General features: G+C 50.4%; 29 protein-coding genes and 1 riboswitch. Of the genes, 28 read left to right on the forward strand and 1 reads right to left on the reverse strand.

Going from position 1 to position 25,873, the window contains the following annotated elements; all coding sequences use genetic code 11:
* The first annotated feature begins 34 nt into the window (after positions 1 to 34).
* The 11 genes from MKY82_RS11415 (at position 35) to MKY82_RS11465 (ending at position 9,969) form a co-directional block, all read left to right on the forward strand.
* Positions 35 to 919, forward strand: a complete 885-nt coding sequence (locus MKY82_RS11415) for a site-specific tyrosine recombinase (protein ID WP_194541896.1) — start codon at positions 35 to 37, stop codon at positions 917 to 919.
* A 55-nt stretch (positions 920 to 974) separates the two neighbouring features.
* Positions 975 to 1,799, forward strand: a complete 825-nt coding sequence (locus MKY82_RS11420; protein ID WP_071223885.1) for a purine-nucleoside phosphorylase — start codon at positions 975 to 977, stop codon at positions 1,797 to 1,799.
* A 309-nt stretch (positions 1,800 to 2,108) separates the two neighbouring features.
* On the forward strand, positions 2,109 to 3,299 hold the full coding sequence (locus MKY82_RS11425) for a D-alanyl-D-alanine carboxypeptidase family protein (protein ID WP_269468909.1): 1,191 nt from the start codon (positions 2,109 to 2,111) through the stop codon (positions 3,297 to 3,299).
* 91 nt (positions 3,300 to 3,390) lie between these two features.
* The gene (spoIIAA, locus tag MKY82_RS11430; RefSeq protein WP_071223887.1) at positions 3,391 to 3,744 is read left to right on the forward strand and encodes an anti-sigma F factor antagonist; all 354 of its coding nucleotides are present in this window, start codon (positions 3,391 to 3,393) and stop codon (positions 3,742 to 3,744) included.
* The gene (gene spoIIAB / locus MKY82_RS11435) at positions 3,741 to 4,199 is read left to right on the forward strand and encodes an anti-sigma F factor (protein ID WP_071223888.1); all 459 of its coding nucleotides are present in this window, start codon (positions 3,741 to 3,743) and stop codon (positions 4,197 to 4,199) included. Before spoIIAA ends, spoIIAB begins: the two co-directional genes overlap by 4 nt.
* A gap of 11 nt (positions 4,200 to 4,210) precedes the next feature.
* On the forward strand, positions 4,211 to 4,966 hold the full coding sequence (sigF, locus tag MKY82_RS11440; protein ID WP_006209412.1) for an RNA polymerase sporulation sigma factor SigF: 756 nt from the start codon (positions 4,211 to 4,213) through the stop codon (positions 4,964 to 4,966).
* A 182-nt stretch (positions 4,967 to 5,148) separates the two neighbouring features.
* Positions 5,149 to 5,793, forward strand: coding sequence for a stage V sporulation protein AA (locus MKY82_RS11445; protein ID WP_339296114.1), 645 nt, complete (start codon positions 5,149 to 5,151; stop codon positions 5,791 to 5,793).
* A complete protein-coding gene (locus tag MKY82_RS11450; RefSeq protein ID WP_339296115.1) occupies positions 5,790 to 6,218 on the forward strand; it encodes a stage V sporulation protein AB in 429 nt (142 codons plus the stop codon). Before MKY82_RS11445 ends, MKY82_RS11450 begins: the two co-directional genes overlap by 4 nt.
* A gap of 23 nt (positions 6,219 to 6,241) precedes the next feature.
* Positions 6,242 to 7,876 (forward strand): spore germination protein, encoded by a 1,635-nt coding sequence (locus MKY82_RS11455; protein WP_071223891.1) that lies wholly within the window; start codon positions 6,242 to 6,244, stop codon positions 7,874 to 7,876.
* A 117-nt stretch (positions 7,877 to 7,993) separates the two neighbouring features.
* Entirely contained in the window at positions 7,994 to 9,325 is a 1,332-nt protein-coding gene (gene lysA / locus MKY82_RS11460; RefSeq protein WP_194541901.1) for a diaminopimelate decarboxylase, read from the forward strand.
* Positions 9,326 to 9,537: 212 nt separating this feature from the next.
* The gene (locus MKY82_RS11465; RefSeq protein ID WP_009595227.1) at positions 9,538 to 9,969 is read left to right on the forward strand and encodes a peptidylprolyl isomerase; all 432 of its coding nucleotides are present in this window, start codon (positions 9,538 to 9,540) and stop codon (positions 9,967 to 9,969) included.
* A gap of 68 nt (positions 9,970 to 10,037) precedes the next feature.
* On the opposite strand, the gene MKY82_RS11470 is transcribed toward MKY82_RS11465, so the two are convergent.
* A complete protein-coding gene (locus tag MKY82_RS11470) occupies positions 10,038 to 10,439 on the reverse strand; it encodes a thioesterase family protein (protein ID WP_339296116.1) in 402 nt (133 codons plus the stop codon).
* Between the two features lie 199 nt (positions 10,440 to 10,638).
* Positions 10,639 to 10,822: riboswitch (FMN riboswitch) on the forward strand.
* A gap of 267 nt (positions 10,823 to 11,089) precedes the next feature.
* Here MKY82_RS11470 and ribD point away from each other — a divergent pair.
* From ribD to MKY82_RS11555, 17 genes are all read left to right on the forward strand, one after another.
* The gene (gene ribD, locus MKY82_RS11475; RefSeq protein ID WP_339296117.1) at positions 11,090 to 12,190 is read left to right on the forward strand and encodes a bifunctional diaminohydroxyphosphoribosylaminopyrimidine deaminase/5-amino-6-(5-phosphoribosylamino)uracil reductase RibD; all 1,101 of its coding nucleotides are present in this window, start codon (positions 11,090 to 11,092) and stop codon (positions 12,188 to 12,190) included.
* 23 nt (positions 12,191 to 12,213) lie between these two features.
* Positions 12,214 to 12,882: a riboflavin synthase gene (ribE, locus tag MKY82_RS11480; protein ID WP_194541904.1), complete on the forward strand. Its 669-nt coding sequence runs from the start codon at positions 12,214 to 12,216 to the stop codon at positions 12,880 to 12,882.
* Between the two features lie 48 nt (positions 12,883 to 12,930).
* A complete protein-coding gene (locus MKY82_RS11485) occupies positions 12,931 to 14,169 on the forward strand; it encodes a bifunctional 3,4-dihydroxy-2-butanone-4-phosphate synthase/GTP cyclohydrolase II (RefSeq protein ID WP_194541905.1) in 1,239 nt (412 codons plus the stop codon).
* A gap of 256 nt (positions 14,170 to 14,425) precedes the next feature.
* Positions 14,426 to 14,893 (forward strand): 6,7-dimethyl-8-ribityllumazine synthase, encoded by a 468-nt coding sequence (gene ribE / locus MKY82_RS11490; protein WP_220685900.1) that lies wholly within the window; start codon positions 14,426 to 14,428, stop codon positions 14,891 to 14,893.
* A gap of 67 nt (positions 14,894 to 14,960) precedes the next feature.
* A complete protein-coding gene (locus MKY82_RS11495) occupies positions 14,961 to 15,752 on the forward strand; it encodes a segregation/condensation protein A (protein WP_213645147.1) in 792 nt (263 codons plus the stop codon).
* On the forward strand, positions 15,721 to 16,326 hold the full coding sequence (gene scpB, locus MKY82_RS11500) for an SMC-Scp complex subunit ScpB (RefSeq protein WP_071223899.1): 606 nt from the start codon (positions 15,721 to 15,723) through the stop codon (positions 16,324 to 16,326). The genes MKY82_RS11495 and scpB overlap by 32 nt, the downstream gene beginning before the upstream one ends.
* Before the next feature lie 197 nt (positions 16,327 to 16,523).
* Positions 16,524 to 17,207, forward strand: coding sequence for a DUF2953 domain-containing protein (locus MKY82_RS11505; protein WP_339223051.1), 684 nt, complete (start codon positions 16,524 to 16,526; stop codon positions 17,205 to 17,207).
* On the forward strand, positions 17,180 to 17,632 hold the full coding sequence (gene ytfJ, locus MKY82_RS11510) for a GerW family sporulation protein (RefSeq protein ID WP_339296118.1): 453 nt from the start codon (positions 17,180 to 17,182) through the stop codon (positions 17,630 to 17,632). The genes MKY82_RS11505 and ytfJ overlap by 28 nt, the downstream gene beginning before the upstream one ends.
* Positions 17,633 to 17,802: 170 nt before the next feature.
* Positions 17,803 to 18,984 carry a D-alanyl-D-alanine carboxypeptidase family protein gene (locus tag MKY82_RS11515; RefSeq protein ID WP_220685897.1) on the forward strand — a complete coding sequence of 394 codons (1,182 nt, stop codon included), beginning with the start codon at positions 17,803 to 17,805 and terminating at the stop codon, positions 18,982 to 18,984.
* Between the two features lie 63 nt (positions 18,985 to 19,047).
* Positions 19,048 to 19,680: a nucleoside recognition domain-containing protein gene (locus tag MKY82_RS11520; protein ID WP_339296119.1), complete on the forward strand. Its 633-nt coding sequence runs from the start codon at positions 19,048 to 19,050 to the stop codon at positions 19,678 to 19,680.
* Positions 19,681 to 19,686: 6 nt separating this feature from the next.
* Positions 19,687 to 20,220, forward strand: coding sequence for a spore maturation protein (locus tag MKY82_RS11525; RefSeq protein WP_071223904.1), 534 nt, complete (start codon positions 19,687 to 19,689; stop codon positions 20,218 to 20,220).
* Positions 20,221 to 20,346: 126 nt separating this feature from the next.
* The gene (locus MKY82_RS11530; protein WP_216530951.1) at positions 20,347 to 20,685 is read left to right on the forward strand and encodes an N-acetylmuramoyl-L-alanine amidase; all 339 of its coding nucleotides are present in this window, start codon (positions 20,347 to 20,349) and stop codon (positions 20,683 to 20,685) included.
* A gap of 21 nt (positions 20,686 to 20,706) precedes the next feature.
* Positions 20,707 to 21,462, forward strand: coding sequence for a pseudouridine synthase (locus MKY82_RS11535; protein ID WP_071223906.1), 756 nt, complete (start codon positions 20,707 to 20,709; stop codon positions 21,460 to 21,462).
* Positions 21,463 to 21,587: 125 nt separating this feature from the next.
* Positions 21,588 to 22,115 carry a redoxin domain-containing protein gene (locus tag MKY82_RS11540; RefSeq protein WP_071223907.1) on the forward strand — a complete coding sequence of 176 codons (528 nt, stop codon included), beginning with the start codon at positions 21,588 to 21,590 and terminating at the stop codon, positions 22,113 to 22,115.
* Positions 22,112 to 23,815, forward strand: a complete 1,704-nt coding sequence (locus MKY82_RS11545) for a cytochrome c biogenesis protein ResB (protein WP_339223057.1) — start codon at positions 22,112 to 22,114, stop codon at positions 23,813 to 23,815. Before MKY82_RS11540 ends, MKY82_RS11545 begins: the two co-directional genes overlap by 4 nt.
* The gene (gene ccsB / locus MKY82_RS11550) at positions 23,802 to 25,055 is read left to right on the forward strand and encodes a c-type cytochrome biogenesis protein CcsB (RefSeq protein ID WP_339223058.1); all 1,254 of its coding nucleotides are present in this window, start codon (positions 23,802 to 23,804) and stop codon (positions 25,053 to 25,055) included. Before MKY82_RS11545 ends, ccsB begins: the two co-directional genes overlap by 14 nt.
* A 101-nt stretch (positions 25,056 to 25,156) precedes the next feature.
* A complete protein-coding gene (locus MKY82_RS11555; protein ID WP_009595176.1) occupies positions 25,157 to 25,873 on the forward strand; it encodes a response regulator transcription factor in 717 nt (238 codons plus the stop codon).

Below are 25,873 nucleotides of genomic sequence, written 5' to 3' on the forward strand. Positions count from 1 at the left end.
GTAACGGGCACACGGGAATAGGAGCAAAAAGATCATGAAACAATATCTGGACGAATATGTAACCTATCTGGAAGACGTGAAGGGATTGTCCCGAAGTACGATTGAATCGTACCGGGCCGACTTACTAGGATTCATTGCTTTTGCAGAGGAAAGAGACGTTATCCATCCGCAGGAAGTTACACGTACCATGCTTGGATTATACATGGGAAGACTGAGGCAGCAGGGCAAGGCGGCATCAAGCCAGCTTCGCTGCACGGCTTCCTTGCGTTCCTTTTTTCAATATTTGGTGCGTCAAGCCGTTATAGGACAAGATCCGACCCAGCTGCTGGATAATCCGAAGCCGGAACGGAAGCCGCCCAAGTCGCTAACCATTGAGCAGGTGGACAAGCTGCTGTCGGCCCCGGATTCCGGCACCCCTCAGGGGGCCCGGGACAAAGCAATGCTGGAGCTGCTATATGCTTCAGGTATTAAGGTGTCGGAATTGGTGAATTTGAATACGCATGACATAAATATGGAGATGCGATTTCTTCGCTGTGCCGTTTCCGGAGGGAAGGAGCGAATTCTTCCAATTACCCAGATCGCAGCCGAGAGCGTGGCTATTTATATGCAAGACATGCGGGACAAGCTGATTCGTGATGCGGATGAGGATGCATTATTCCTGAATTCACTCGGTACGCGCTTGACACGGCAGGGATTTTGGAAAATCATTAAAAAGTATGGCAAATTGGCCGATATCGATGAGGAGATCACGCCGCATACCCTTCGCCATTCGTTTGCCATTCATTTGCTGCAGAACGGCGCCGACTTGCGTTCGGTTCAGGAGATGCTGGGTCACTCGGCATTATCCACCACCGGCATGTATCAATCCACCAAGAAAAGCATGAAGGAAGTATATGATCATTTTCACCCGAGATCTTAGCGAGACCTGCTCGACTAAGATCTACAACTTATTCTCAGTTAGGAGAGGTATGAACATGAGTTCAATTCATCAGGAAAGCATTAAGGAAGCAGCGGCATACATACGCGGGCAGAAGGGTGTCGAGCCCCAGGTCGGCCTGATTTTGGGTTCAGGACTCGGCGTGCTGGCAGAATTAATTGAGAACCCGGTCTCCATCCCGTACACGGACATTCCTCATTTTCCCGTGTCCACAGTAGAAGGCCATGAAGGAGAACTGCTGCTGGGTACGATTCACGATCGACCTGTCGTTCTGATGAAGGGCCGTTTCCATATGTATGAAGGCTATGGTCCGGAAGTGACGGCTTTCCCAGTGCGCGTCATGAAAGAGCTGGGTGTGAAAAGTCTGCTGGTTACCAATGCGGCGGGCGGCATCAACACGTCCTTCGAGCCGGGTGACCTCATGCTGATCTCCGATCATCTGAACATGACAGGCACCAACCCGCTGATCGGGCCGAATGATCCGGAGCTTGGCGTTCGGTTCCCGGACATGTCCCAGGCTTACAGCCGTCAGCTTCGCCAATTGGCAAAAGAAGTCGCGGTGGGTCAGGGCATTGCGCTGAGAGAAGGGGTCTATGCAGGTTTGCTCGGACCAACCTATGAAACGCCTGCCGAGATCGTCATGCTGCGTACGCTCGGTGCGGATGCGGTAGGCATGTCCACGGTGTCTGAGGTCATTGTGGCCAGACATGCCGGTCTTGAAGTGCTGGGCATCTCCTGCATCAGCAACATGGCAGCCGGAATATTGGATCAGCCGCTATCCCATGACGAGGTTATGGAGACCGCCGAGAAGGTCCGGGAGAAATTCCTTGCGCTTGTCATGGCCATTATTCCAAAAATGTAATAACCCATTTTAGCAAGGGGCTGGGCTCCGGCGGATTTATATCTGCCGAGTCCAGCTTTTTTGCTATAAGTTTTCAGCGAAGCTGAACCATTCTGCATTCGCATTTATACGTGTTTGGGGTCCCCGCAAAGGATTTGGAATAAGCATCGAAGCATAGGCTCCACTTTGTGGGGTTATTCTGTGTTCCTTTAAGATCAAGGTGATAATATTTCCGTAAAATACTGGAATAATTTGTTTTCATCCTGACGACAATGAATAGCAGACCCGTTATTTTCGGGATGCCATTACGAATGTCAGGAGGGGATGGAAGTGAAAAAAGCGTTAATCGCTGGATTGCTGGTTCTATTTGTAGGGTTGTCCAGTGCGGCTGTACCAAGTTATGCAGAAGAAAAAAGCAAACCCGGCGAAGGATCATCTCAAGAGGAACTGGCACCAGGTGCTCGTTCTGCTATATTGCTGGATGCGGATACCGGAACCATTATTTACGAGAAAAACAGCCATGATAAGCTGCCTCCGGCGAGCATCACCAAGATCATGACGATGCTGCTTACGATGGAGGCCATCGATGAAGGACAATTGCAGTGGACGGATAAAGTGCGTACCAGCGAATATGCGGCCTCCATGGGCGGGTCGCAGATCTTTCTTGAGCCCGGCGAAGAGATGACGGTGGATGAGATGCTCAAAGGCATAGCCATGGCATCAGGCAATGATGCCTCCGTCGCGGTGGCGGAGAAAATTGCCGGCTCAGAGGAAGCGTTTGTGAAGCTGATGAACGAGAAAGCGGCCGAGCTGGGAATGAAGGATACACATTTTGTGAACTGCAACGGACTTCCTGCAGAGAATCACTATACTTCGGCCCACGACATTGCGGTCATGAGCCGGGAGCTGCTGAAATATGACCAGATCACCAAATATACGGGAGCATATCAGGATTATTTACGTAAAGATTCAGAAAAACCGTTCTGGCTGGTCAACACAAACAAGCTGGTTCGATTCTACACGGGTGCTGACGGATTGAAAACCGGATACACGTCAGAGGCCAAATTCTGTTTATCGGCAACGGCCAAACGGGACGGACTGCGCGCTGTAGCCGTTGTCATGGGAGCTCCGGATACAAAGACTCGGAATAATGAAGTATCTCGCATGTTTGACTATGCCTTCTCCCAGTATTCGATGCATTCCATCTATAAGCCGGGTGAAGTGTTAGGTATCGTGAAGGTCCAGAAGGGGACCGTGCCAGAGATCTCGATTCAAGCGGATAAAGATTACAGCGTGCTGGTTAAGAAGGGCGTAAAAAGTCCGGATATCCGTCATGAAATTCAGATGGACCCGAATTTAAAGGCGCCGGTAGCCGCCGGACAAGTCGTCGGCAAGCTAACGGTGTATCAAGGCGATCGGGTAGTGAAGGAGTTCGAGCTGACATCTCCTGTCGAGGTGAAGAAGGCCGGATTCTGGAAGCTGTTCAAACGGACAACCGGCAAGTTGTTTCATGTAGATTAATAGGAGTTTTCTTCTAGTTTTGTCGGGATGCAGGAATGTCTTTTTCAAATGTAGAAATCTTTGTTCATGTCAGGGAGGAGAGTGAGCAAACATGAATCTGCATGTTGATATGGAGCATCACAGGCATGTACTGATTGTCCGTCTGTCCGGGGAACTGGATCATCATACGGCCGATCATGTCCGGATGCAGCTGGATGAAGCTATTCAGAGACGTCAAACAGAGCACTTGGTGCTGAGCTTAAAGGACTTGGACTTTATGGACAGCTCGGGACTTGGGGTCATCCTGGGACGCTATAAATTCATCAAGCAAAAAGGCGGAAAGATGGCGGTATGCGATGTCAAGCCGCAGGTTTACCGCTTGCTTGAAATGTCGGGGCTGTTCAAGATCATGCCGATATATGAGAACGAGAGCACGGCACTCTCGGGTTTGGAGGTAGTGTCATGAGTGAAGGAAAAGCACAGCATAATTTTATGACTCTGCAGTTTGCCGCAAAGTCGGAAAACGAATCCTTTGCCCGTGTCGCCGTGGCTGCGTTCATCTCCCAGATGGATCCCAACATGGATGAGCTCAGTGACCTGAAAACGGTAGTCTCCGAAGCGGTCACAAACAGCATTATCCACGGTTACGATAGTGATCCGGATGGGGTTGTCAAGATTGAAGCCTCCATAGACGGGGATATGATCACGCTGTGCATTGAAGATTCCGGCCATGGGATCGAAGACTTGGAGATGGCCAAGCAGCCGCTTTATACATCAAAGCCAGAGCTGGAGCGATCCGGCATGGGATTCACCATCATGGAAAATTTCATGGACGAATTTGAAGTGGTCAGCGAACCAGGCAGCGGTACTTCGATCAAAATGAAAAAGAGGATCGAATCTAAGAAAGCTTTATATAATTAGGGGTTGGACAAATGGATGCCGATGTGAAGAAAACTTCGCAGACTTATTTGGACGACGCGGAGGTCAAACGACTCATTGCACTTAGCCAAAGCGGGGATAATGTCGCCCGGGACACGCTCGTCAACTGTAATATTCGTCTTGTCTGGTCTGTCGTTCAGCGGTTTATGAACCGGGGGTATGAGCCTGATGATCTGTTTCAGATCGGCTGTATCGGTCTCCTCAAATCCGTGGACAAGTTCGATCTCAGTTATGACGTAAAGTTCTCGACCTATGCCGTACCGATGATCATCGGAGAAATTCAGCGCTTCTTAAGGGACGACGGGACCCTGAAGGTCAGCCGTTCGCTTAAGGAAATGGCCAACAAAGTCAGGAAGAAGCGAGACGAGCTGTCCAAGCAGCTCGATCGGCTTCCAACGGTGAAAGAGGTTGCCGAAGAGCTTGGGGTAACCCCCGAGGAAGTGGTGTTTGCCCAAGAGGCGAACAAACCGCCAACCTCGATTCATGAGACCGTATTTGAAAATGACGGGGATCCCATAACGCTAATGGATCAGATAGCTGATGAATCGCAGGAACGATGGTTCGACAAGCTGGCCTTGAATGAAGCGATAGGCGGCTTGACCGAACGGGAGCGGCTCATTGTATATCTGCGGTATTACCGGGATCAGACGCAGTCGGAAGTTGCCAGCCGGCTGGGCATATCCCAAGTACAGGTATCGCGACTTGAGAAAAAAATATTGCAGAGCATACGGAACGAGATCGCGCAGTAGCGGCTCGCAGCCGTTATTCTAAAGAAATGCTCAAACTGACGCCGCCCTTAGGGGACGGCGTCTTTTCATTTTTCAACAACCTCCTTGTTGATGTGCCGGATAAAGAAAGTATGGTAAATCCGAGTAGAAAGGAGAGACATTTCCCATACTAACGGTAATTTAGCAGTAAAGGAGTGTTTCGGATGAAGGTTAATCCCACTCCGACGGTGTTTCTGCAGCTAAGGAGCCGCATACAGTTACCAAGAAACCAGACCGTCAAACTAGGTGATGTCGCCTTCATTGTCTGCGAGCCCGAATGGGAGAAGCGGCTTAGAGCCCTGCCGCTTACGCAGCCGAAGGATATCGATGGCAACCGCCTTGTCATGGATCTGATACAAATCATCCCGAAGATTCAAGCATTGATTCCTGGCGCCCATATTGAACCGATGGGAAACCATCATACCCTGGTGGAGCTTATTGGTCCGGAGAGCAAGCGGTCCAAATTGTGGTTCCCGCTCATTTGGCTGCTCTTGTTTTTCGGTTCGGCGCTGACCATTATGAATTTCCATGCCGACGTCAACATGCTCGAGGTACAGATCCGAATCGTCGAGATGGTGACGGGGAAAAGAGACGAGCATCCCTATTTGTTCCAGATTGCATACTCGCTCGGGCTCGGATTCGGAATGACGGTGTTCTTCAATCACTTATTCAAGAAAAAATGGAATGAAGAACCGACCCCGCTCGAGGTGGAAATGTACCTCTATCAGGAAAATCTGGATCAGTTCGTGGTCGCCGAAGAATATCGGAAAATGAACGCCGGAGCGGATACGACAGGTAAGGAACCATGATGATGACCATTCTGCAAGGGATATTCACCTGTGTTCTTGGCGTAGCTGGGGGCATCGCCGTCGGCGGCGGAGTCATTGCGCTCATCATCGTGTTGGACATCATTCCGAGATTGTCCCAGCTGACGGCAACGTACAACCGGGTCCATTGGTATGAAGGGGCTTTAATTGCCGGATCTTTTATCGGCACGGTGGCCGATTTCTGGCGATGGTCCGTTCCTTTGGGACCGGTTGTGAGTACCGTGATCGGATTGATGTGTGGGATATTCATCGGCATGCTGGCAGCCGCATTGACCGAAGTATTGAATGTATTGCCGATTCTGGCCAAGCGGCTCCGGTTGACGGGGTATTTGTTCGGTCTTCTTATGGCCATGGTCGCAGGCAAGGTAGCGGGCTCTCTGTTCGACTGGTTTGTTTACAGCAAGTGATAGTTGAGGCTAGGAGGTAGGTTATGGACGAGAAAACAACATATAACGGCGAACGGGAGACCGATATTCCGATCATTCCACCATCGGAGATCAAAGCATTGGAGGAACAGGAGCTGGCTGAGAAGAGGGAGGCCGAGACCTCCAACAGCACCGAGGAATCCGTCATCTACTGGCAGCATACAGACCATGTCCCCGCAAAGCTGAGTGATCTGAAAAAAGTGCTTAAGGAAGTTATCGGTCTTGGGGTTTCTTTTGATGTGGTATTCCGTGAAATGAACTTTGCCGGCAGAAACGCGGGACTTCTCTTCTTAAACGGCTTCACGAATGATGCCGTGGTGACGGATATACTGACAAGGCTGACGTATCTGACACCGGAGGATGTGAGCAATCAGGCACTTACCGAGATGATGACCCGCTATATTCCCCATGTCCAAGTGGAGCGGGATACAAGGCTCAGCAAAGTGATTAACGAAGTGCTCTCGGGTATATGTGCGCTGTTCATTGAGGATGCGCATTCCGCCATCTTGTTGGATACCCGGAAATATCCTGTGCGCGGGCTCGAGGAGCCTGCGGTGGAACGTGTCGTTCGCGGCGCAAGGGATGGTTTTACGGAGACACTCGTTACCAACGTGAACCTGGTGCGAAGACGGGTTCGTGATCCGGGACTTCACGTTGAGGTCATGAAGGTCGGAAGGCGGACGAGAACGGATGTGTGCCTGGTTTTCATAGATGACATCGTGGACCGTACGCAGGTTGAGGCGATTCGCGATAAAATCAAGGAAGTGGATTTAGAGGGGCTTCCACTTGGAGATAAACAGCTCGAAGAAGCAATCGTGAACAAAGGCTGGCACCCATTTCCGCTGGTCCGATATTCGGAACGGCCGGATGTTGTATCCTCCCATCTGCTCGAAGGCCGAGTTGTTGTCATGGTAGATACTTCACCGAGCGTGATGATTATGCCAACCACGTTTTTGGATCTGTGTCAGCATGCCGAGGAGAATCGCCAAACCCCCTTTATGGGGACATATCTCCGCTGGATACGTTTTATAGGCATTTTTGCATCCATGTTCCTGCTCCCGCTGTGGATGCTGCTTGTTGTCCATCCTGAACTGAAGCCGCCGGGACTCGAGATCATCGGTCCGCAGGAGAATGCTAAAATTCCGATTATCCTGCAGTTTCTGATCGTTGAATTCGGCGTGGATTTGCTCCGCTTGGCTGCCGTTCATACGCCGACACCGCTTGCGTCGGCGATGGGGCTGATCGCCGCGATTTTGATCGGCGACATCGCCGTTAAGACCGGATTGTTTGTCAACGAGGTCGTCCTGTATATGGCGGTTGCGTCCATCGGGATGTACGCGACCCCGAGTTATGAGTTGGGACTTGCCAACCGGATGTTCAGGCTGCTCCTTCTGCTTGCAACAGCCCTGTTCGGGGTGAAGGGTTTTGTCATCGGGACGACGCTTCTGATTCTGCTCCTGACGACACACCGTTCCTATAACTCGTCTTACTTGTGGCCATTTATACCGTTTAGTGCAAAAGCGATGGGCGAAGTTTTGTTCCGCAAACCGCTGCTTCTATCAAGAAGACGCCCGGCCCACAATAAAACACGCGACAACACCAAAATGGGCCCTGAAATGAATCCGAGAGGCGAGCAATAACAATAACACAAATGTTGTGTTGAAAAATCCATTTTGATTACCTTCCGTTGTCTGCTATACTGTGAACAATTATTCGATTACCCTATTTTGAATCAATGGATCGGAGGAATTGTAAGCATGTTTTTACACGGTACAAGCAAGATTAACGATCAGGGGCATTTGGAAATCGGCGGGTGTGACACATCCGATTTGAAAGCTCAATATGGAACACCACTATATATTGTAGACGAGCAGTCTGTTCGCAATCGTTGTCGGGAATACATCGAGGCCTTCAAGGCGTCCGGCTTGAAGTTCCAAGTCGCGTATGCAAGTAAGGCGTTTTGCGTGATGGCCATGTGCCAATTGGCCGACCAGGAAGGTATGTCGCTTGACGTCGTATCAGACGGAGAGCTGTACACCGCACTTGAGGCCGGATTCCCGGCAGACCGGATTCATTTCCACGGAAATAATAAAACCCCGGAAGAAATTGAGATGGCGCTGGATGCCGAAATTGGCTGTTTCGTTGTCGATAACGTAGTTGAACTGCATATGCTGCAAGCGATTGCTGCCGAGAAGAATCGGAAGGTCAACATTCTGCTACGCGTGACACCGGGTGTTGAGGCTCATACGCATGAGTATATCTCAACAGGCCAAACGGATTCGAAATTTGGCTTTGATATCGGCAACGGCTCTGCTTATGAAGCGGTGAAGCTTGCCGAGGCTCAAGCGAACATTCATCTGATGGGTATTCATTCCCATATCGGCTCCCAGATTTTTGAGGTGGAAGGCTTTCAGATGGCTGTTCAGCGCGTAGCTGAATTCGCGGCTTCCGTTAAAGAAGGTTTGGGGGTTGTGTTCAAGGTTGTAAACCTTGGGGGTGGTTTCGGTATCCGTTACGTGGATGGCGATACGCCGCTTCAAGTATCCCAGTATGTAAAAGCGATCACGGATGCCGTGAAGACCCATTTTGCGGGCCTTGGCTCCGAACTTCCTGAAATTTGGGTGGAACCGGGCCGGAGCATTGTTGGTGATGCAGGCACCACCCTGTATACGGTGGGCACAAGCAAGGATATTCCCGGAGTGCGTAAATACGTTGCCGTAGACGGCGGAATGACGGACAACCCGCGCCCGGCGCTGTACGAGTCGAAATATGAAGCGCTGCTGGCGAACCGGGCGAATGAGAAACCGGAAGAAACGGTATCCATTGCCGGCAAGTGCTGTGAGAGCGGAGACATGCTCATCTGGGACTTGGAGCTTCCGAAGGTAGCAACAGGCGATTTGCTGGCCGTATCCTGCACAGGCGCATACAACTATTCCATGGCTAGCAATTACAACCGCATCCGCAAACCTGCAGTCGTGTTCGTGAAGGACGGACAGAGCAAGCTGGTCGTACGCCGTGAGTCGCTTGCGGACATCATCAGTCATGATGTGGTGCCGGCAAGTGTAACCAAAGAAACCGTAACCAATTAAACTGAAGTTTGTTTTACGGCTCTAAAACCCAAGAGGGCCCGCCACTGCCTCCGGCTGCGGTCAGGGCTCTTTGGTTTGCCTTGGACTTGATATAGGATGTGTAAACGGGGGACAAGATCGTTTTTGCTTCGAAGCTCATTTCATAGTAAACTATAGAATGCATTGTAAAAAAATCGATTAAAGCGTTCTAATAACGGAAGGAGATAACACATATGGCTAAAAAAGCGAAGATCACATTAGAGAACGGCAAAGAGGTAGTGCTTGATCTGTTCGAGAATGATGCACCGAATACGGTAGCTAATTTTGAGAAATTGGCGAACTCCGGTTTTTATAACGGTCTTGTATTTCACCGCGTAATTCCTGGGTTCGTTGCTCAAGGCGGCTGCCCACAGGGAACGGGAACCGGCGGTCCTGGCTATACCATCAACTGCGAGATCAACCCTAACAAGCATGAGCGTGGAAGCTTGGCCATGGCGCATGCCGGCCGCAACACGGGCGGAAGCCAGTTCTATGTATGCTACGAGCCGCAGCCGCATTTGGACGGACAACATACGGTGTTCGGTAAAGTTGTAGAGGGCATGGAGTATGTGGATGCATTCAAAGGCCGCGACAAAATGGAAAAAGTAGAAGTATACGAAGCGTAACCATTAGCTTCTGGTCAGGACAGGCTCACTCATAAGGGTGAGCCTGTTTTTAATATTCCGGGGAGGGGTTAGGCAGGGTCAGGGAATAATTGGCGGAGCTCCTCCGGAACAGGCCGGCTTTTTCGAGTATGTACATCCATCGCCACACTGGTAACGGCGGCATCCGCGCACAGCTCTCCCTGTTCGTTGTATATCGTCTGAATCAGCACATAACTCGTACGACCCATAGTCTGCGGTTCGGTCACGATCGTCAGCCGTTCGCCCTGGCCGCACTCCTTGCGGTAATTAATATTGATATTGACGGTAACGGTCTGGACGCCGATCCGTTTCAATAGGTCATATTGAAGATTTCCTGCTTCGTACCATTCCTCACGGCCCCACTCCAGATATTCCAGGTATTTGGCGTTGTTTACATGTCCGTTGACGTCGATCTCCGTAGGACGGACGACAATGTCCAGCGATGTTTTCATCGTTGCGTGCTCCTTTTCAACTGTATCTAGTTCCTGTGTTTATCCTATTTAACTGTTCTCCCTTGGGGGAGGATTCTCCTTCTACATTCAATAGACATATTGGCATTAAGTTATAAACTTTAAAAAAGTTAGTTGTTTTTCTTGCAATTTTCAAAAGGTGGTGATAAGATTCTTGATAAGATCAAACAATTTCATATGTTTAATCCTTCGGGGCAGGGTGAAATTCCCTACCGGCGGTGATGAACGCAGTGATTGAGCTTTAGAAAGCAGATGGCTGCGTCTTAGTCCGTGACCCGGATATGCGTGTGTTGTGACACACCGTATGCGGTGGACCTGGTGAAAATCCGGGACCGACAGTATAGTCTGGATGGGAGAAGGAGTGAAAGACACATAAGCAACATGTGCTATTTGTGTCTGTGCACACAACGCGATATGCGTTATGTGCAGGTTTTCACATGCAATTCAAACCTGTGCTTGCGATGATTTGATGTCGTCGGTAACGGATTTGAATCGTTTGTTATAGGCAAAACCTGCGATCATAACGGTTATTTAGTATGTCGATTATTAACTTCCATCAAGCCCTGTTAAGGATTCCCCGAATCTTTGGCAGGGCTTTTTTGTGTGAACGTTGAGAAAGGGGCATGTTTAGCATGGATATCGTCAACGATGAATTCTATATGTCACTTGCGCTGGACCTGGCTGAACGTGCTCAGGGCCAAACCGGGATTAATCCGGTTGTGGGCTGTGTCGTCGTTAAGGATGGCGCGCTTGCAGGGGTGGGAACACATCTGGAGCGCGGAACACCGCACGCTGAAATTCATGCCCTGAATATGGCTGGCACCAAGGCAGCGGGCAGTACGGTGTACGTGACACTGGAGCCCTGCAGTCACTACGGTACGACGCCGCCATGCAGCGAGAGGCTGATTGCCGAGGGTGTTCAGCGAGTGGTTGTTGCTTGCGAGGACCCCAATCCTCTTGTTGCGGGCAATGGGATCCAAATGCTGCGCGCAGCGGGAATCCGGGTTGAGATCGGTGTCCTTAAGGAACGTGCTCTTCGCTTGAACGAAACCTTCATTAAATTCATTACGACGGGTCAGCCTTTCGTAACGTTAAAGACAGCCAGCACGCTGGACGGCAAGATCGCTTCGAAAACCGGTGATAGCAAGTGGATATCCAATGAGGAATCAAGAGAGCTTGTGCATACGCTGCGTCATCGTCACCAGGGCATCATGGTAGGCGTGTCTACCGTAATCGCGGATAATCCAAGCCTGACGACAAGACTTGGCGTGGAAGGCTTGCATCCGGTTAGGATCATTGTGGATTCCAGCTTACGAATCCCGCTCGACAGCCATGTCGTGACAGACGGTTTGGCGCCGACATGGGTCTTGACGACGGAGCAGGCGGATGAGAAGAACCGGTCCGTGCTGGAAGAGCAAGGAATTCAGGTTATCCCCTGCGGGCCAGGACCGCGTGTGGATCTGAAGGCTGCACTGGTGAAACTGGGGCAAAAGGGGATTGCCTCCATTTTGCTGGAGGGCGGGGGCACGCTGAATGGCTCAATGCTGGAACAGAAGCTGGTGGATCGGCTCATCCAGTTCATCGCCCCTAAGATTATTGGTGGATACGATTCCCCGGGAAATTACATGTTCAGCGGGTATGAGCAGATGAATCAAGCGATTCAGCTGACAGGACTTGAGACCGAAAGACTTGGCGACAATATTTACGTCACCGGGATTCCGGTCTGGAAATAAGGAGAAAGAAAGGAGGGAAGCCTGTGTTTACTGGATTGGTTGAGGAGATCGGCGAGATGAGGCGGATCGGACGGAAGGGCGAAGCCATGCTGCTGAGCATTTCCGCGAGCCGGATTATGGATGATTTAAAGCTGGGGGACAGCGTATCCGTTAATGGCGTTTGCTTGACAGCTACAACCATTGACAAAGGTATATTTACGGTAGACGTGATGCCGGAAACCTATAGAAATACCAATCTTAAGGAACTGCAGCCAGGCGGAAAGGTGAATCTGGAACGGGCGATGGCGGCCGGAGGCAGATTCGGAGGCCATATCGTTCAGGGGCATGTGGATGGCGTAGGCGTCATTCGCAGCGTGCAGGCAGATCAGAATGCCGTGGTATACGAGATTGCGCCCGCGAATGGGGACATATTCAAATATATCATTCCGAAAGGCTCCGTCACCCTGGATGGAATCAGCTTGACCGTTGTCAAAACGACAGATTCCTCCTTTACGGTATCCATCATCCCCCATACGCTGGCGGAGACGGTGCTGGCTTATAAAAAAGCGGGCGATACGATTAATATCGAATGCGACATTTTAGGGAAATATGTAGATCACCTGCTGCATTACGGCTCAGAAGGGGCCGGCAGCAAAGGCGGAACAAAACCGGGGATCAGCAGGGATTATCTTGCGGAACACGGATTTGCCTAAGCCTGGTGATTCACATAGAGTCTCCATGAGGAAGAAGGAGGAGTAGCGATGGATGAGCGCTTTTCATTTCATACAATCGAAGAGGCGTTAACCGATTTGAAGGAAGGCAAGGTCGTCATTGTCGTCGATGATGAAGACCGTGAGAATGAGGGTGATTTTATCGCATTAGCAGATAAGGCAACCCCGGAGGTCATTAATTTTATGATCACCGAAGGCCGTGGGCTCGTATGTTTGCCCATGACGCAGGCCAGAGCCCAGGAGCTCGACCTCAAACCGATGGTTACCCAAAATACGGACTTTCATGGAACGGCCTTTACGGTTTCCATTGATCATAAGGACACTACGACAGGCATATCGGCCTATGAGCGGTCCATCACCGTCAAAGGCATTTTGGATTCGAATGCATCTGCGTCCGATTTCCGAAGACCAGGTCATATGTTCCCGTTGATCGCAAAAGATGGAGGCGTCCTGCGCCGGGCAGGACATACGGAGGCCGCTGTCGATCTTGCCAGATTGAGCGGCTCCTATCCGGCCGGCGTCATCTGCGAGGTAATCAAGGAAGACGGCACAATGGCACGGCTGCCGGACCTTGTGGAGATTGCGAAGAAGCATGAGCTGAAGCTGATTAGCATCAAGGATCTGATTCATTACCGCAATGAAAAAGAAAAGCTTGTCCAGCGAGAGGTAGCTGTGCGGATGCCGACCGACTTCGGCGTGTTTCAGGCCGTAGCCTACACCAACGACGTGGACAATAAAGAGCATGTTGCCTTGGTAAAAGGGGAGATCGACGGGAATGAGCCTGTCCTCGTGCGCGTGCATTCCGAGTGTCTGACAGGAGATGTGTTTCACTCCCATCGCTGCGATTGCGGTCCCCAGTTCGAGGCGGCACTCCGCCAAATCGATGAAGCAGGCAGAGGCGTTCTTCTCTACATGCGCCAGGAGGGGCGGGGCATCGGCTTAATCAACAAATTGAAAGCCTACAAGCTGCAGGAAGAGGGACTCGACACCGTGGACGCCAACCTGAAGCTCGGTTTTGCGGCGGATCTGCGCGATTACGGCATCGGAGCCCAGATCCTGAAGGATCTGGGGATCAGAAAAATCCGCTTGCTGACAAACAATCCGCGCAAAATCAAAGGCCTTGAGGGTTACGGTCTTGAGGTTGTGGAGCGCGTTCCGATCCAAATGCCGGAGAACGAGGATAACACGGGCTACCTGCATACAAAGCAAGCCAAGCTCGGTCATATGCTGAAATTCAGCGATATTGAGCAGAACGAGAGTGCCAACTAATCACCATATAACAAAAGGTCTTATTTGAGAAGACGGATTTGCCTGAGCATAATAAGCAGAGGAGCAAATCAGTTCTGGAGAAGCGGTAGCGGTCGCCTTTAAATCCTGATTTCCACCTTGAAAAAATAGATCATGAAATCAGGATTTAACAGCGATCGGAAGAACGATTTGATCCGGCAGCGACTTGTTGCGAAGCAATGCCTATGATCACCTTAAGACCTTATATAAACTCCAAACCGAAAGGAAGTCATTCATCATGACAACAATATTTGAAGGTAAATTAGTATCCGAGGGTCTAAAGTACGGGATCGTCGTAGGTCGATTCAACGAATTCATCACCAGCAAGCTGCTGAGCGGCGCACTGGACGCACTGAAGCGTCACGGCGCACAGGAGAACGAAATCGATGTGGCCTGGGTGCCGGGTGCGTTTGAAATCCCGCTGATTGCCCAAAAAATGGCAGAGAGCGGCAAATACGATGCCATCATCACCTTGGGAACCGTCATTCGCGGATCCACCACGCACTATGATTATGTATGCAACGAAGTGGCCAAAGGGGTATCCGCAATTAACCTGAAGACCGGTGTACCAACGATCTTCGGTGTCGTGACGACGGAGAATATCGAACAAGCCGTGGAGCGTGCGGGAACGAAGGCTGGCAATAAAGGCTGGGATTCCGCCATGGCAGCCATCGAAATGGCGAACTTGACGAAAAGCCTAAAATAGTGCTTATTTAATGTAGTGCTCTTTTTTTGGAGCACTGCATTTTATTTTTTTGGCGGGAGGATTCACCGTGACCGTATTATACAAGCTGGAAACGTTTGAAGGACCGCTCGATCTGCTGCTGCATTTGATTGATAAAGCGGAAATCGACATCCAGGATATTCCCGTCAGCGAGATTACCGAACAATACATGGCCTATTTGCACAACATGCAGGAGCTGGAGCTGGAAATTACGAGCGAATTTCTGGTCATGGCTGCAACGCTGCTGTCTATAAAGAGCAAGCTATTGCTTCCGAAGCCTCCGGTTATCGAAATGGACGAGTTCGATTTTTATGAAGAGGATGACATGGATCCCCGAGCAGAGCTCATTGCGAAGCTGATCGAATATCGTAAGTACAAAGGCATCGCACGCCACCTGCATGAGAAGGAATGGGAGCGCAGTCTGATTTATTCCAAGGAAGCGGAAGACCTGACGCCTTACATGCCGGAAGTGGAAGAGAATCCGGTGCAGGGATTACATATTTCGGATTTGATCGCTGCTTTTCAAAAAGCGTTAAGCAAAGCAGTCAAACGTACATCGTATGCCCGCATTCAGCGGGATGAAATATCGGTTAAGGACCGGATTCGTCAGGTCATGAATGCATTGGAGGAGGTTGGGCCTGGAGGCAGAATCCTGTTCTCCAAGCTGCTACACGAAGAGATGGTACGGCATGAAATCGTGGTGACCTTCCTGGCCATTTTGGAGCTGATGAAAATGAAGCAAATTTTGTGCTACCAAGAGAAGTTGTTTGAAGATATCGTCATGGAGTGGAGAGGGGAAGGACGCATTGATGGATTATCCGAAGCTGAAATCGATTATTGAGGGGCTTCTGTTCCTGTCGGGAGAAGAGGGCTTGTCGGTTAGGCAAATTGCTGAGATCACCGAGCAGTCGGATGGCCTGGTTGGCGAAGCGCTTGAGGACATGAAGGAGGAATGGGAGCGTCATGAGCGCGGGATTCAGATCGTACAGATTGCGGGGAGTTACAAAATCGCGACGCTGGCCGAGCACGCTCCCTATTTTGAGCGCCTGGCGTATTCGCCTTCCCGCTCCTCCTTGTCGCAAGCCGCACTCGAAACACTTTCCATCGTGGCTTATCGTCAACCGATTACGCGCGTAGAGATTGAAGACATCCGCGGCGTCAAGTCCGAACGGGCTATCCATACGCTGGTAAGCAAAGGATTGATCGAGGAAGTCGGACGCGCCGAGGCCATTGGCAGACCGATTCTGTATGGAACAACCAAGTCCTTCCTGGAATATTTCGGGCTTGCCAATATCAAGGATTTGCCGGAGCCGTCGCAATTCGAGGATAACGATAGTTTAGAAGAGGAAACGCAGCTGTTGTTCGATAAGCTTGACGGTCGTCAGCTTACGTTTGATGATGTAGAGGAAAGCTAGCCATTATACAATATTATAGGTTGCAGCAAAAAGTTGATCCTGGGCATGGTGAAATCCATCGTCCGGGATTTTTTTATGCGGCTAGCGAAAAAATTTGAATTGAAGGACTTGGAACAATTTCGCATCATTTGGAGGCGCTTTTGCCATACTAAGCCAAGCGGATTACATTTGACTAAGTTCGTGCTGGGGGTTACTTCGTGAGGATATGGATCTTTCTGGCGGCTGGTCTGGTCGTTCTCCTCATCGTATTGCTGATCGTTGTGCTGAGCTCCAAGGTAACGATTAAGCTGGATGTGGTTCTAAAAAAAGATGAATATAAAGTGTTGGCGGAAATCAAAATGATCTTCGGATTGATTAAGCGCAAGTATGCAGTCCCCTTTCACCTGGCGAACGGTGGGATCGAGTTTAAGAAGGAGACCGTTGGTGACGACGGAGAACAGGGAACTGCACACGATTCAAAAGAGGCGAAGGCTTCGAGCAGAACGATCAGATTTAAGGACTACGGACGGGCCATGCTTTCAACAAAAGGTTTCAAAAAGTGGTTGAGACAGACCATGTCGGCCGTTCATCTCATAGATGTGCGCTGGTCAACCCGGATTGCCTTGGAGCATGCGGCCGATACGGCGGTAGCGACTGGGCTGCTGCATGGCATCAAGCATACATTACTTGGATGGATGTCGTATCGCCTGGTCATGGAAGAGCTGCCCCGAATTGACGTGGTGCCGCTCTTTAACGGTCCGCCGCAAATTTCCACAGAGCTTAACTGCATAGCGAAAATCTCTTGCGGAAAAGCTATGTATGCTGGACTGGTACTTATAGTTCGCGTGTTAAAGGTGAAAGGAGGAATTAGATCATGGCAGAACACCCTATTCAAGGCTTGATGCAAACGGCTATGGAAAACATCAAGGGAATGGTGGACGTTAATACGATTGTGGGCGATCCGGTGAATACGCCGGACGGCAGCGTTATCTTGCCAATCAGTAAAGTGGCGTTTGGTTTCGCGGCCGGCGGTAGCGACTACAACGTTGAGGCGGGAGGCGCACACGCATCTACCACCGCTAACGGGACGCACAACGATCATAGTGCCCTCCCTTTTGGCGGCGGCAGCGGCGGTGGCGTGTCCATTCGACCGATTGCTTTCCTGGTCGTGGGTAAAGAAGGCGTGCACATCGTGCCGCTGGACAATCAAACCCATCTGTTTGAACGGATTATTGATGCGACCCCGTATTTACTCGATCAAATCCAGTCGATGTTTCAATCAGGAAGCAATGCCGCGAATAGCACCACGCCTCCGCCTGCGTACTGATTGGAGCAAGCAAATCCCTTTCGTCCATAACGGAAGGGATTTTTGCTGTGAAGAGAAGTGGATATATGAGCATTCAGCGAAGCTGAACTCATTCGATAATTATGAAATGGACATACCTTTAGCGCAGACGACATATACTTGTACAAGATTTCTGAACACCGGAGGATAAAATGATGAAAATGAAATGGACGAACTGCAAGTCTTTGTTATCCATGTTGATTGCCATAAGCTGCTTGCTGGTCACGGCCGTCCCCGTGCATGCAGATCATGAGAATGGCCCCGCCAACCATGCGCAGGCAGCTGCACTGATTGATGTCACTTCCGGTAGAATGCTCTACAGCAAAAACGGGGACGAGCGTTTAAGAATCGCAAGCCTGACCAAGATCATGACAGCCATTGTGGCGATTGAACACGGCAAGCTGGACGATCGCGTTAAGGTCTCCAAGAATGCTTTTGCCAAAGAGGGCTCCTCTCTCTTCCTGAAGCTAGGTGAGGAGATGACACTTGAGAATCTGCTGTACGGCTTAATGCTGCGATCAGGCAACGACGCTGCGACGGCCATTGCCGAGCATGTCGGGGGTACGGAAGAAGGCTTTGTGCTGCTGATGAACGAGAAGGCGGCCGGACTCGGTTTGACGAACTCACATTTTATGAATCCTCATGGTTTGGATCATGATGATCATTATTCTTCCGCTAATGACGTTGCCAAACTGACGGCTTATGCCCTCAAGAACCCTGTCTTTAGCGAAATTGTCAAAACGCCGACCAAGAAAGCACCGAATCCAAATGAAGCGTGGGACTACAAATGGGATAACAAAAACAAGATGCTTCGTTTCTACGAGGGGGCGGACGGCGTCAAAACCGGTTACACCAAAAAAGCATTCCGCTGCCTAGTAAGCTCTGCCACCCGAAACGGTCAGCAGATTGCGGCGGTTACGCTGAACGACGGCAACGATTGGAATGATCATTCCAAGATGCTGGATTACGGATTTAACCATTTTCCATTGAAAAAGGTTACGGAGAAAGGGCAGAAGATCCAGGGCTATCCACTGGTCACGGGCAGCTCCTTTACGTATGCGTTCGCGCATGATGAGGAAGCGCGTCTAGTGAAGAGGCTGGTCCTGCATAAAGCGAGCACACCCGACTTGTCTTTCGGACTCCGGGGTCATATTGAACTGCTGCTCGATAATGTCAGCATCGGCAAAGTTCCGGTTTATGCCGAAGGAAGCAAGTTACCTGAAGTCCCTGAGGTTTTGCAGAAGTCCAGAAGCACATCCGGACCCATCGGTTCGTTGTCGCTTTGGCAGTCTGCAGGAGAAGTGCTAAGGCATCTGTTCAGGGCCAAATCATAACTAGCCTTCGCTAAAGAGATCGTGTATTCTCACGCGAGCGAGGCAGCAAACGGGGGCGAAGAGATGATCAATTTGATTTGGATGGGGATGATACTGATCGGCTTTATCTTTGCGGCATTTAACGAGAACATCGAAAGTGTTACAAAAGCCGCATTTGACGGAGCCCAGACGGGAGTAACCGTCTCCTTCGGTCTCATCAGCATACTGGTATTCTGGCTAGGCATGATGCGCCTGGCAGAGGACGCGGGCCTGCTGAAGAAGGTTGCCAAGCTGCTGGGCCCGGTTGTCCGCTTCCTGTTCCCGGATGTACCGAAGAATCATCCCGCTATGGGTTATATATTGTCCAACATGAGCGCCAATTTGTTCGGTCTGGGGAATGCGGCGACTCCGATGGGGATTAAGGCGATGCAGGAGCTGCAGAAGTTAAACCCGGATAAAGAAACAGCGTCTCCGGCGATGTGTACCCTGCTGGCATTAAATACGGCCAGCATTACGCTCATACCGACAACCCTAATCGCGATCAGGCTGAATTATGAGTCCGCTAATCCTTCGGAAATCGTTGGGACCACGCTTTTGGCCACTGCGATTGCGACGGCGGCCGCCATTATGGCTGACCGATGGTATCGAAGAAGGACGATACGCCGCCAGAAGCCGCCGGGAGTCGGTACAAGCCTGAACCCGGATGTGAAGGGGTGATGAATCTTGCTGTCATGGATTAATCTCGTTTCCGCCTGGTCTATTCCCATTATTATCGCATTCATTCCGCTTTATGCTTATACCCGCAAAGTGCCCGTATATGAATCGTTTGTGGATGGAGCCAAGGACGGCTTCTCCACGGCGATTGGGATCATCCCGCACTTGGTGGGCATGATGGTCGCCATTAGCGTGTTCCGGTCTTCCGGCGCGCTGGAGTTTTTTGTGGGGTGGACGGGCCCTTTTCTGCAATCGCTAGGCGTGCCGAGCGAGATTTTGCCTTTGGGAATTCTCAGGCCGCTGACAGGTACAGGCTCTCTCGCTTATACAACGGAACTGATCCGGGCATACGGTCCGGATTCCATGATTGGCCGAATCGCTTCGACCATCCAGGGAAGCACGGATACGACTTTGTACGTGCTGACCGTCTACTTTGGCGCCGTCGGAATCCGCAATGGCCGGTATGCGCTGAAGGTGGGGCTGTTCTCTGATGTGATCGGTTTTATTGCGGCGATCGCCGTCTGCCTGCTGGTGTTCGGTTAATTGAGATCATTCGGACGGTCTGAGTAAGACGGAGCGTTTTTTCTATGTAACAGGACGTGTGCCCATACCCTCGATTCCCTCGCGTCATATACTGCTGCAATTACAAATTGTAGTAGGGGTGATGAAATGGAATTCGAGGGTTTTGTTATTCATCATACCGTGTGCGAGCGGGAACCGCGGAACTGGGATTTTAAAATCCATCCGGACGGCTCGGTTTCTTCTTCATCCGTGCTGGTTCACCCGGGCCAGATTCACATCTGTCTGGAGGGCGACTTTAATACCGGCTACGAGTCCATGTCGCTGGACCAGAAAACACAGCTGTTTACCGCCAGTAAAATCATTTTGGAGCTATCCAGACTCCATGATATTTCCCCGTTATACTTGTTTCCTCACTCCGACTCCTGCCCTGGGGCACATTTTCCATGGAACGCGCTTGTGATTTATCCTGTCGATGGTTATCATTAGGAATGAGGTGACCTAACGAACATGGAGAGATTACAGAAAATTATGGCACAGGCCGGAGTCGCTTCCCGCCGCAAGTGCGAGGAATTGATTCTTGAAGGCAAGGTGCAGGTAAACGGAGAGACCGTTACCGAACTCGGCACGAAGGCCGATCCAGCTCAGGATATCATTACGGTTTCAGGCAAACCGATTAAGAATGAGAAAAAGGTATACATTATGCTGAACAAGCCGAAGGGAGTTATTACAAGCGCTTCTGATCCCGAAGGCCGAAAAATTGTATCGGATTATCTTAAGGGCATCAAAGAGCGGGTATATCCGATTGGACGTTTGGACTACGATACGGAAGGACTCCTGCTGCTGACCAATGACGGCGAGTTTGCCAATCTGCTCAGCCACCCTAAATATCATGTGCCCAAAACATACTTGGCTACCGTGAAAGGGGTGCCCCATGGCACCGAGCTGGACAAGCTTCGCCAAGGGATCATGCTGGAGGATGGAATGACGTCTCCTGCCGAAGTGGAATATAAGGATGTGGACCCGGATAATAAACAATCCGTCATATCGATTACCATCCATGAAGGCCGCAACCGTCAAGTGAGAAGAATGTTCGAAGCGATTTCCCATCCGGTAACGCGTTTGAAGCGGATATCTTATGGAGATCTGCTGCTGCAAAATTTAAAACGAGGTTTGTACCGCCATTTGACAGCGGATGAAATCAACCAGCTTTTGCAGATGGCGAAAGCCGCTAAGCCGGGCGGGAAACCGAAGAGAAAACGTTAAACCCGACACATAATATTCAAAATGGCGAGCGGCGTTTATGACAAATTTCGTTATAATTGTTCATAGGATGTTCACACCCGTAGTAAACGATATGATGAATGTCATAGAAAGGAAGCTGCTGCTTTATGGGCAAATCAAAGAAAAGCGTACAGATTGTGATTCTGCTTGCCATCATCCTGGTCGGAGTTTACGCCGTTGCAACTGTTGTATTCGGCTCTGATAAGGTTCCCAAAGTGGGTCAAAAGGCAGCGGACTTTGAACTTCTAGGCATGGATGGCAGCGTACATACCATGAGCGAATACGAAGGCAAGGCCAGGGTGATTAATTTCTGGGGCACCTACTGTCCGCCATGCGTGCGGGAAATGCCGGCTCTTCAAGCCCAGTGGGAGAAATGGAGCAGTCAAGGCGTTGAGATCATCGGAATTAATGTGGGCGAGAACAAAATGACCGTTGAGAATTTTGTTGCTCAAACCGGCGTGAAGTTCCCCATACTGATGGATCCTAAACGGGATGCTGTTGCCAGCTTCGGGGTTGGGCCGATGCCGACCACCTTTTTTGTTACGGCCTCTGGCAAAATTGATCATATCCGTATAGGCGAACTGGATTTGAACACCCTTGACAAACAAATTGAACAGTTGGTGAATGCGAAATGAGTCAAGGTTCCAAGCCTTTGATCCAGAATACGAAGTGTGATTGCGGACACCAGAATCCAACGGGGACGGTCCTCTGCGAGGCATGCGGAAAGCCGCTGACCGAGGAAGCAGAGGCCCAGCCGATTCTGGAAATGCGGTATGACGGCGTTGCTCGTCGATCACAGAAAGAAAATCCCGGTATTATCGATCGGGTATGGAATTTCTTTTCTTCGGTAAAAGTAGCAATATATCTGATATTGCTTACTCTGATTGGCTCCTCACTAGGGACCATCTTTCCGCAGGAAAGCACATTCCTTAATATTGACCCCTCGGTCTATTACAAAGAGGAGTACGGGCAGCTGGGGCATATTTATTACTTGCTCGGTCTGTCCCATACATACACGTCATGGTGGTTCGTGCTGCTGCTTGTCATGATCGGCGCATCGCTTGTCATTTGCAGTCTCGACCGGGTCCTTCCACTGTACAAAGCGCTCAGCAGACAGCGGATTCCGAAGCATATGTCCTTCCTTACCCGCCAAAAGGTGGTATACCAAGGACAAGTCGAAGAGGACGGTGCCGACTGGGTTGAACGGGTGAAACCGATCATTAAGAAGAAGGGCTACCGCGTGCGAACGGATGGCGGAACCCTACTGGCGGAGAAGCAGCGGTTCAGCCGCTGGGGCCCCTATGTTCTTCATATCGGCCTGATTATTTTCCTGCTTGCGGTTCTTGGACGGAATCTTCCTGGACTGCATATGGACGAGCACATGGCCTTCCCTCAAGATGAGCCTGTGCGTATCAAGAACACTAGTTATTATTTATTGAACGATGGCTTTAAGGTGGAGTTCTATACCGAGGACGATATGCCGGAGGAATTTAAAGGCAAGAATAAAGTACTGCCGAAGGAGTTCCAAACGCAGGCGATTCTGTATATGTGCGAGGCCAATTGTGACGATCTCGGTAAAGAGCCCGAGCTCGTGGAAGTGATGCGTCATAACATCGAGGTGAATCATCCACTCAATTACAAAGGGTTAAAAGCTTATCAATTCGATTATGATCTGACCCCGATTCTCCGTTCGGTTTCGCCGGTGCTGGTTGACAGTAAGAGCGGGAAGGAATACGGCAAAATTACATTGTCTATCGACGATCCTCAAAGAGAGTATCAGGCGGGAGAATATACGTTAACGCTTACACAATCCTTTACCGATTTTGGACTTGGCGATAACGGCAAACCGGTAAATCTGTCACCTAACCCGAATGCGCCTGCATTCTTATTTCTGATAAAGGGACCTGAACTGCCGAAGGAAGGCATTCAATATTTCTACTTCCCGAAACAGATCGATAAGGAACGCTTTAACCAGGAAGCGATCAATGCACAACTGGCGGGTGGGGAAGCGCTCGTACAACTGGATGTTCTCAGCATGGACGATGTGGACTTTTCGGAATCTACGACTTATCTGAATATTCGTGTGGATAAAGCCATGCCGTTCATTTGGATTGGTTGTTTTATCGGTATGATCGGCCTGATCATGGGCTTTTATTTCACCCATCGCCGGATCTGGCTGCGTATTGATGACGGAACGCTGACGCTTGGCGCACATACGAACAAGAACTGGTTTGGGATCCGCAAGGAGGTCTCCGCGATCCTCAAGCAAATGAATATCGATGTCGATGAAAAGTCATTGGAGAATAACAGGGGGACTAAGGATGAATCTAATTGATTTTAGCGGCAACGCGTTTATCGTTGCCTTTACCTTGTACTGTGCGGCATTTATCATGTATGCACTTGCCGTTATGGGACGACGGTTCCGCAAGCGGGACCCTGAAGCCCATTTGGCTAAATGGGGGAAGATCGCATTTGTTACGGCATCGATCGGTTTGATCGGACATCTGCTCTACTTCTTTACGAGATGGGCAGGCTCTGGTCATGTGCCTGTCAGCAATATGTATGAGTTTATGACCTTCTTGTCGATGGCAATCATGATTGCCTTCCTCGTACTTTATTTTATCTACAAAAAATCGCTGCTCGGATTGTTTGCCCTGCCGCTGGCGATTCTGATCATGGCATATGCAGCCGTGTTTCCGCAGGAAGTGCAGCCGCTGATTCCATCGCTTCAGTCTTATTGGCTGGGGATTCACGTAACCTTGGCTGCGCTGGGCGATGCATTTTTTGCGGTCGGTTTTATTGCCGGCTTGATGCACCTGCTCCGTACCGTTAACTTTAGCAGGACAGACAAGGGCGCACGCAGAGAACAGCGCTGGCTTGAACTCTGCATGTTTGCCATCGTGATACTGATCGGATTTATTTTGTCGGTGTACAGCTTCCGTGCAAGCGGATATCAGGCTGAGTTTAACCAGACTTTGGTTGACCCGAAGACAGAAAATAGTACAATAGTAAAAGTGGAATATAACATGCCACCGCTTGTTGCACCTTATAAAAGCGAGACGGAGAGCATGCAGTCCTTCTTGGGCATGAAATCTCCACTCATGGAAGCTCCGTCCTGGATGCACGGCGTGAATGCGGGGCGTAAGCTGAATACGGTGATATGGTCGCTGATCACGGGGGTGATCCTGTACGGATTGCTCCGCCTGATTCTGCGTAAGCCGCTGGCAAAATTCATTCAGCCTGCACTGAATAGATTGGATCCGGACGATCTGGATGAAATCAGCTATCGCGCCATTGCGATTGGTTTCCCGGTATTTACGCTGGGTGGTCTCATATTCGCCATGATCTGGGCAGAAATTGCATGGGGCCGGTTCTGGGGCTGGGATCCGAAGGAAGTGTGGGCGCTTATTACATGGTTGTTCTACAGCGTGTACCTTCATCTACGGCTATCGCGCGGCTGGCAGGGGAAACACTCGTCCTGGCTGTCCGTTATCGGCTTTATCGTGGTCATGTTTACGCTGGTCGGCGTCAACTTGATTATCGCGGGTCTGCATTCCTATGCGGGAACCGATTAATTGTCAATAGAATAGCAGTGAATGATCAATCAGAAGGGCCCTTTCTTAACCAAGAGGGCCACTTCTGATTTTCCCTATAAAAATGAAGGAGTTGGCCGCCAATGTCAGAGCACGGAAATCGTATTCTTGTTGTTGATGATGAAGAACGGATTCGCCGCTTGTTAAAAATGTATTTGGAGAAGGAAGGTTATGAAATCGAAGAGGCGGAAGATGGAGAAACTGCACTTCGCAAAGCAAGCTCGGAAGATTACGGGCTCGTTATTCTGGACGTCATGCTGCCCGGCATGGACGGCGTCGAAGTGTGCACCCGTCTCCGCCAGGTGAAGTCTACCCCCATTCTCATGCTGACTGCCAAGGGTGAGGAGATAAACCGCGTACAGGGATTTGAAGTGGGAGCCGACGATTATGTTGTGAAGCCGTTCAGCCCGCGCGAGGTGATCTACCGCGTGAAGGCGATTTTGCGCCGCTCATCCGCTACGGCCTATTTGAGCAAGGAACCAAACCCAAGCAACAGCATTGTTTTCCCGCATTTGATCATTGAACATGATGCTCACCGCGTGACGGCCGGCGGGCATGAAATCAGTTTGACGCCGAAGGAGTATGAGCTTCTGCACTACCTGGCCTCGTCCCCGGACAAAGTATTCTCCCGGGAAGAACTGCTTAAGGACGTATGGAATTATGAATTTTTCGGCGATCTTCGCACAGTCGATACTCACGTGAAGCGGCTGCGCGAGAAGTTAAATAAGGTATCCGCGGAGTCCGCAGCGATGATTACTACCGTATGGGGAGTAGGCTACAAGCTGGAGGTCCCGAAGTAA

Source organism: Paenibacillus sp. FSL W7-1279 (assembly GCF_037969845.1).
Classification (GTDB): domain Bacteria; phylum Bacillota; class Bacilli; order Paenibacillales; family Paenibacillaceae; genus Paenibacillus_AQ.

Bases quoted from the DNA above. Each gene is read 5' to 3' on its own strand.
- MKY82_RS11415 (WP_194541896.1), top strand. From the start codon at position 35: ATGAAACAATATCTGGACGAATATGTAACCTATCTGGAAGACGTGAAG.
- MKY82_RS11420 (WP_071223885.1), top strand. From the start codon at position 975: ATGAGTTCAATTCATCAGGAAAGCATTAAGGAAGCAGCGGCATACATA.
- spoIIAA (WP_071223887.1), top strand. From the start codon at position 3,391: ATGAATCTGCATGTTGATATGGAGCATCACAGGCATGTACTGATTGTC.
- spoIIAB (WP_071223888.1), top strand. From the start codon at position 3,741: ATGAGTGAAGGAAAAGCACAGCATAATTTTATGACTCTGCAGTTTGCC.
- sigF (WP_006209412.1), top strand. From the start codon at position 4,211: ATGGATGCCGATGTGAAGAAAACTTCGCAGACTTATTTGGACGACGCG.
- MKY82_RS11445 (WP_339296114.1), top strand. From the start codon at position 5,149: ATGAAGGTTAATCCCACTCCGACGGTGTTTCTGCAGCTAAGGAGCCGC.
- MKY82_RS11450 (WP_339296115.1), top strand. From the start codon at position 5,790: ATGATGATGACCATTCTGCAAGGGATATTCACCTGTGTTCTTGGCGTA.
- MKY82_RS11455 (WP_071223891.1), top strand. From the start codon at position 6,242: ATGGACGAGAAAACAACATATAACGGCGAACGGGAGACCGATATTCCG.
- lysA (WP_194541901.1), top strand. From the start codon at position 7,994: ATGTTTTTACACGGTACAAGCAAGATTAACGATCAGGGGCATTTGGAA.
- MKY82_RS11465 (WP_009595227.1), top strand. From the start codon at position 9,538: ATGGCTAAAAAAGCGAAGATCACATTAGAGAACGGCAAAGAGGTAGTG.
- MKY82_RS11470 (WP_339296116.1), bottom strand. From the start codon at position 10,439: ATGAAAACATCGCTGGACATTGTCGTCCGTCCTACGGAGATCGACGTC.
- ribD (WP_339296117.1), top strand. From the start codon at position 11,090: ATGGATATCGTCAACGATGAATTCTATATGTCACTTGCGCTGGACCTG.
- MKY82_RS11485 (WP_194541905.1), top strand. From the start codon at position 12,931: ATGGATGAGCGCTTTTCATTTCATACAATCGAAGAGGCGTTAACCGAT.
- ribE (WP_220685900.1), top strand. From the start codon at position 14,426: ATGACAACAATATTTGAAGGTAAATTAGTATCCGAGGGTCTAAAGTAC.
- scpB (WP_071223899.1), top strand. From the start codon at position 15,721: ATGGATTATCCGAAGCTGAAATCGATTATTGAGGGGCTTCTGTTCCTG.
- ytfJ (WP_339296118.1), top strand. From the start codon at position 17,180: ATGGCAGAACACCCTATTCAAGGCTTGATGCAAACGGCTATGGAAAAC.
- MKY82_RS11515 (WP_220685897.1), top strand. From the start codon at position 17,803: ATGATGAAAATGAAATGGACGAACTGCAAGTCTTTGTTATCCATGTTG.
- MKY82_RS11520 (WP_339296119.1), top strand. From the start codon at position 19,048: ATGATCAATTTGATTTGGATGGGGATGATACTGATCGGCTTTATCTTT.
- MKY82_RS11530 (WP_216530951.1), top strand. From the start codon at position 20,347: ATGGAATTCGAGGGTTTTGTTATTCATCATACCGTGTGCGAGCGGGAA.
- MKY82_RS11535 (WP_071223906.1), top strand. From the start codon at position 20,707: ATGGAGAGATTACAGAAAATTATGGCACAGGCCGGAGTCGCTTCCCGC.
- MKY82_RS11540 (WP_071223907.1), top strand. From the start codon at position 21,588: ATGGGCAAATCAAAGAAAAGCGTACAGATTGTGATTCTGCTTGCCATC.
- MKY82_RS11545 (WP_339223057.1), top strand. From the start codon at position 22,112: ATGAGTCAAGGTTCCAAGCCTTTGATCCAGAATACGAAGTGTGATTGC.
- ccsB (WP_339223058.1), top strand. From the start codon at position 23,802: ATGAATCTAATTGATTTTAGCGGCAACGCGTTTATCGTTGCCTTTACC.
- MKY82_RS11555 (WP_009595176.1), top strand. From the start codon at position 25,157: ATGTCAGAGCACGGAAATCGTATTCTTGTTGTTGATGATGAAGAACGG.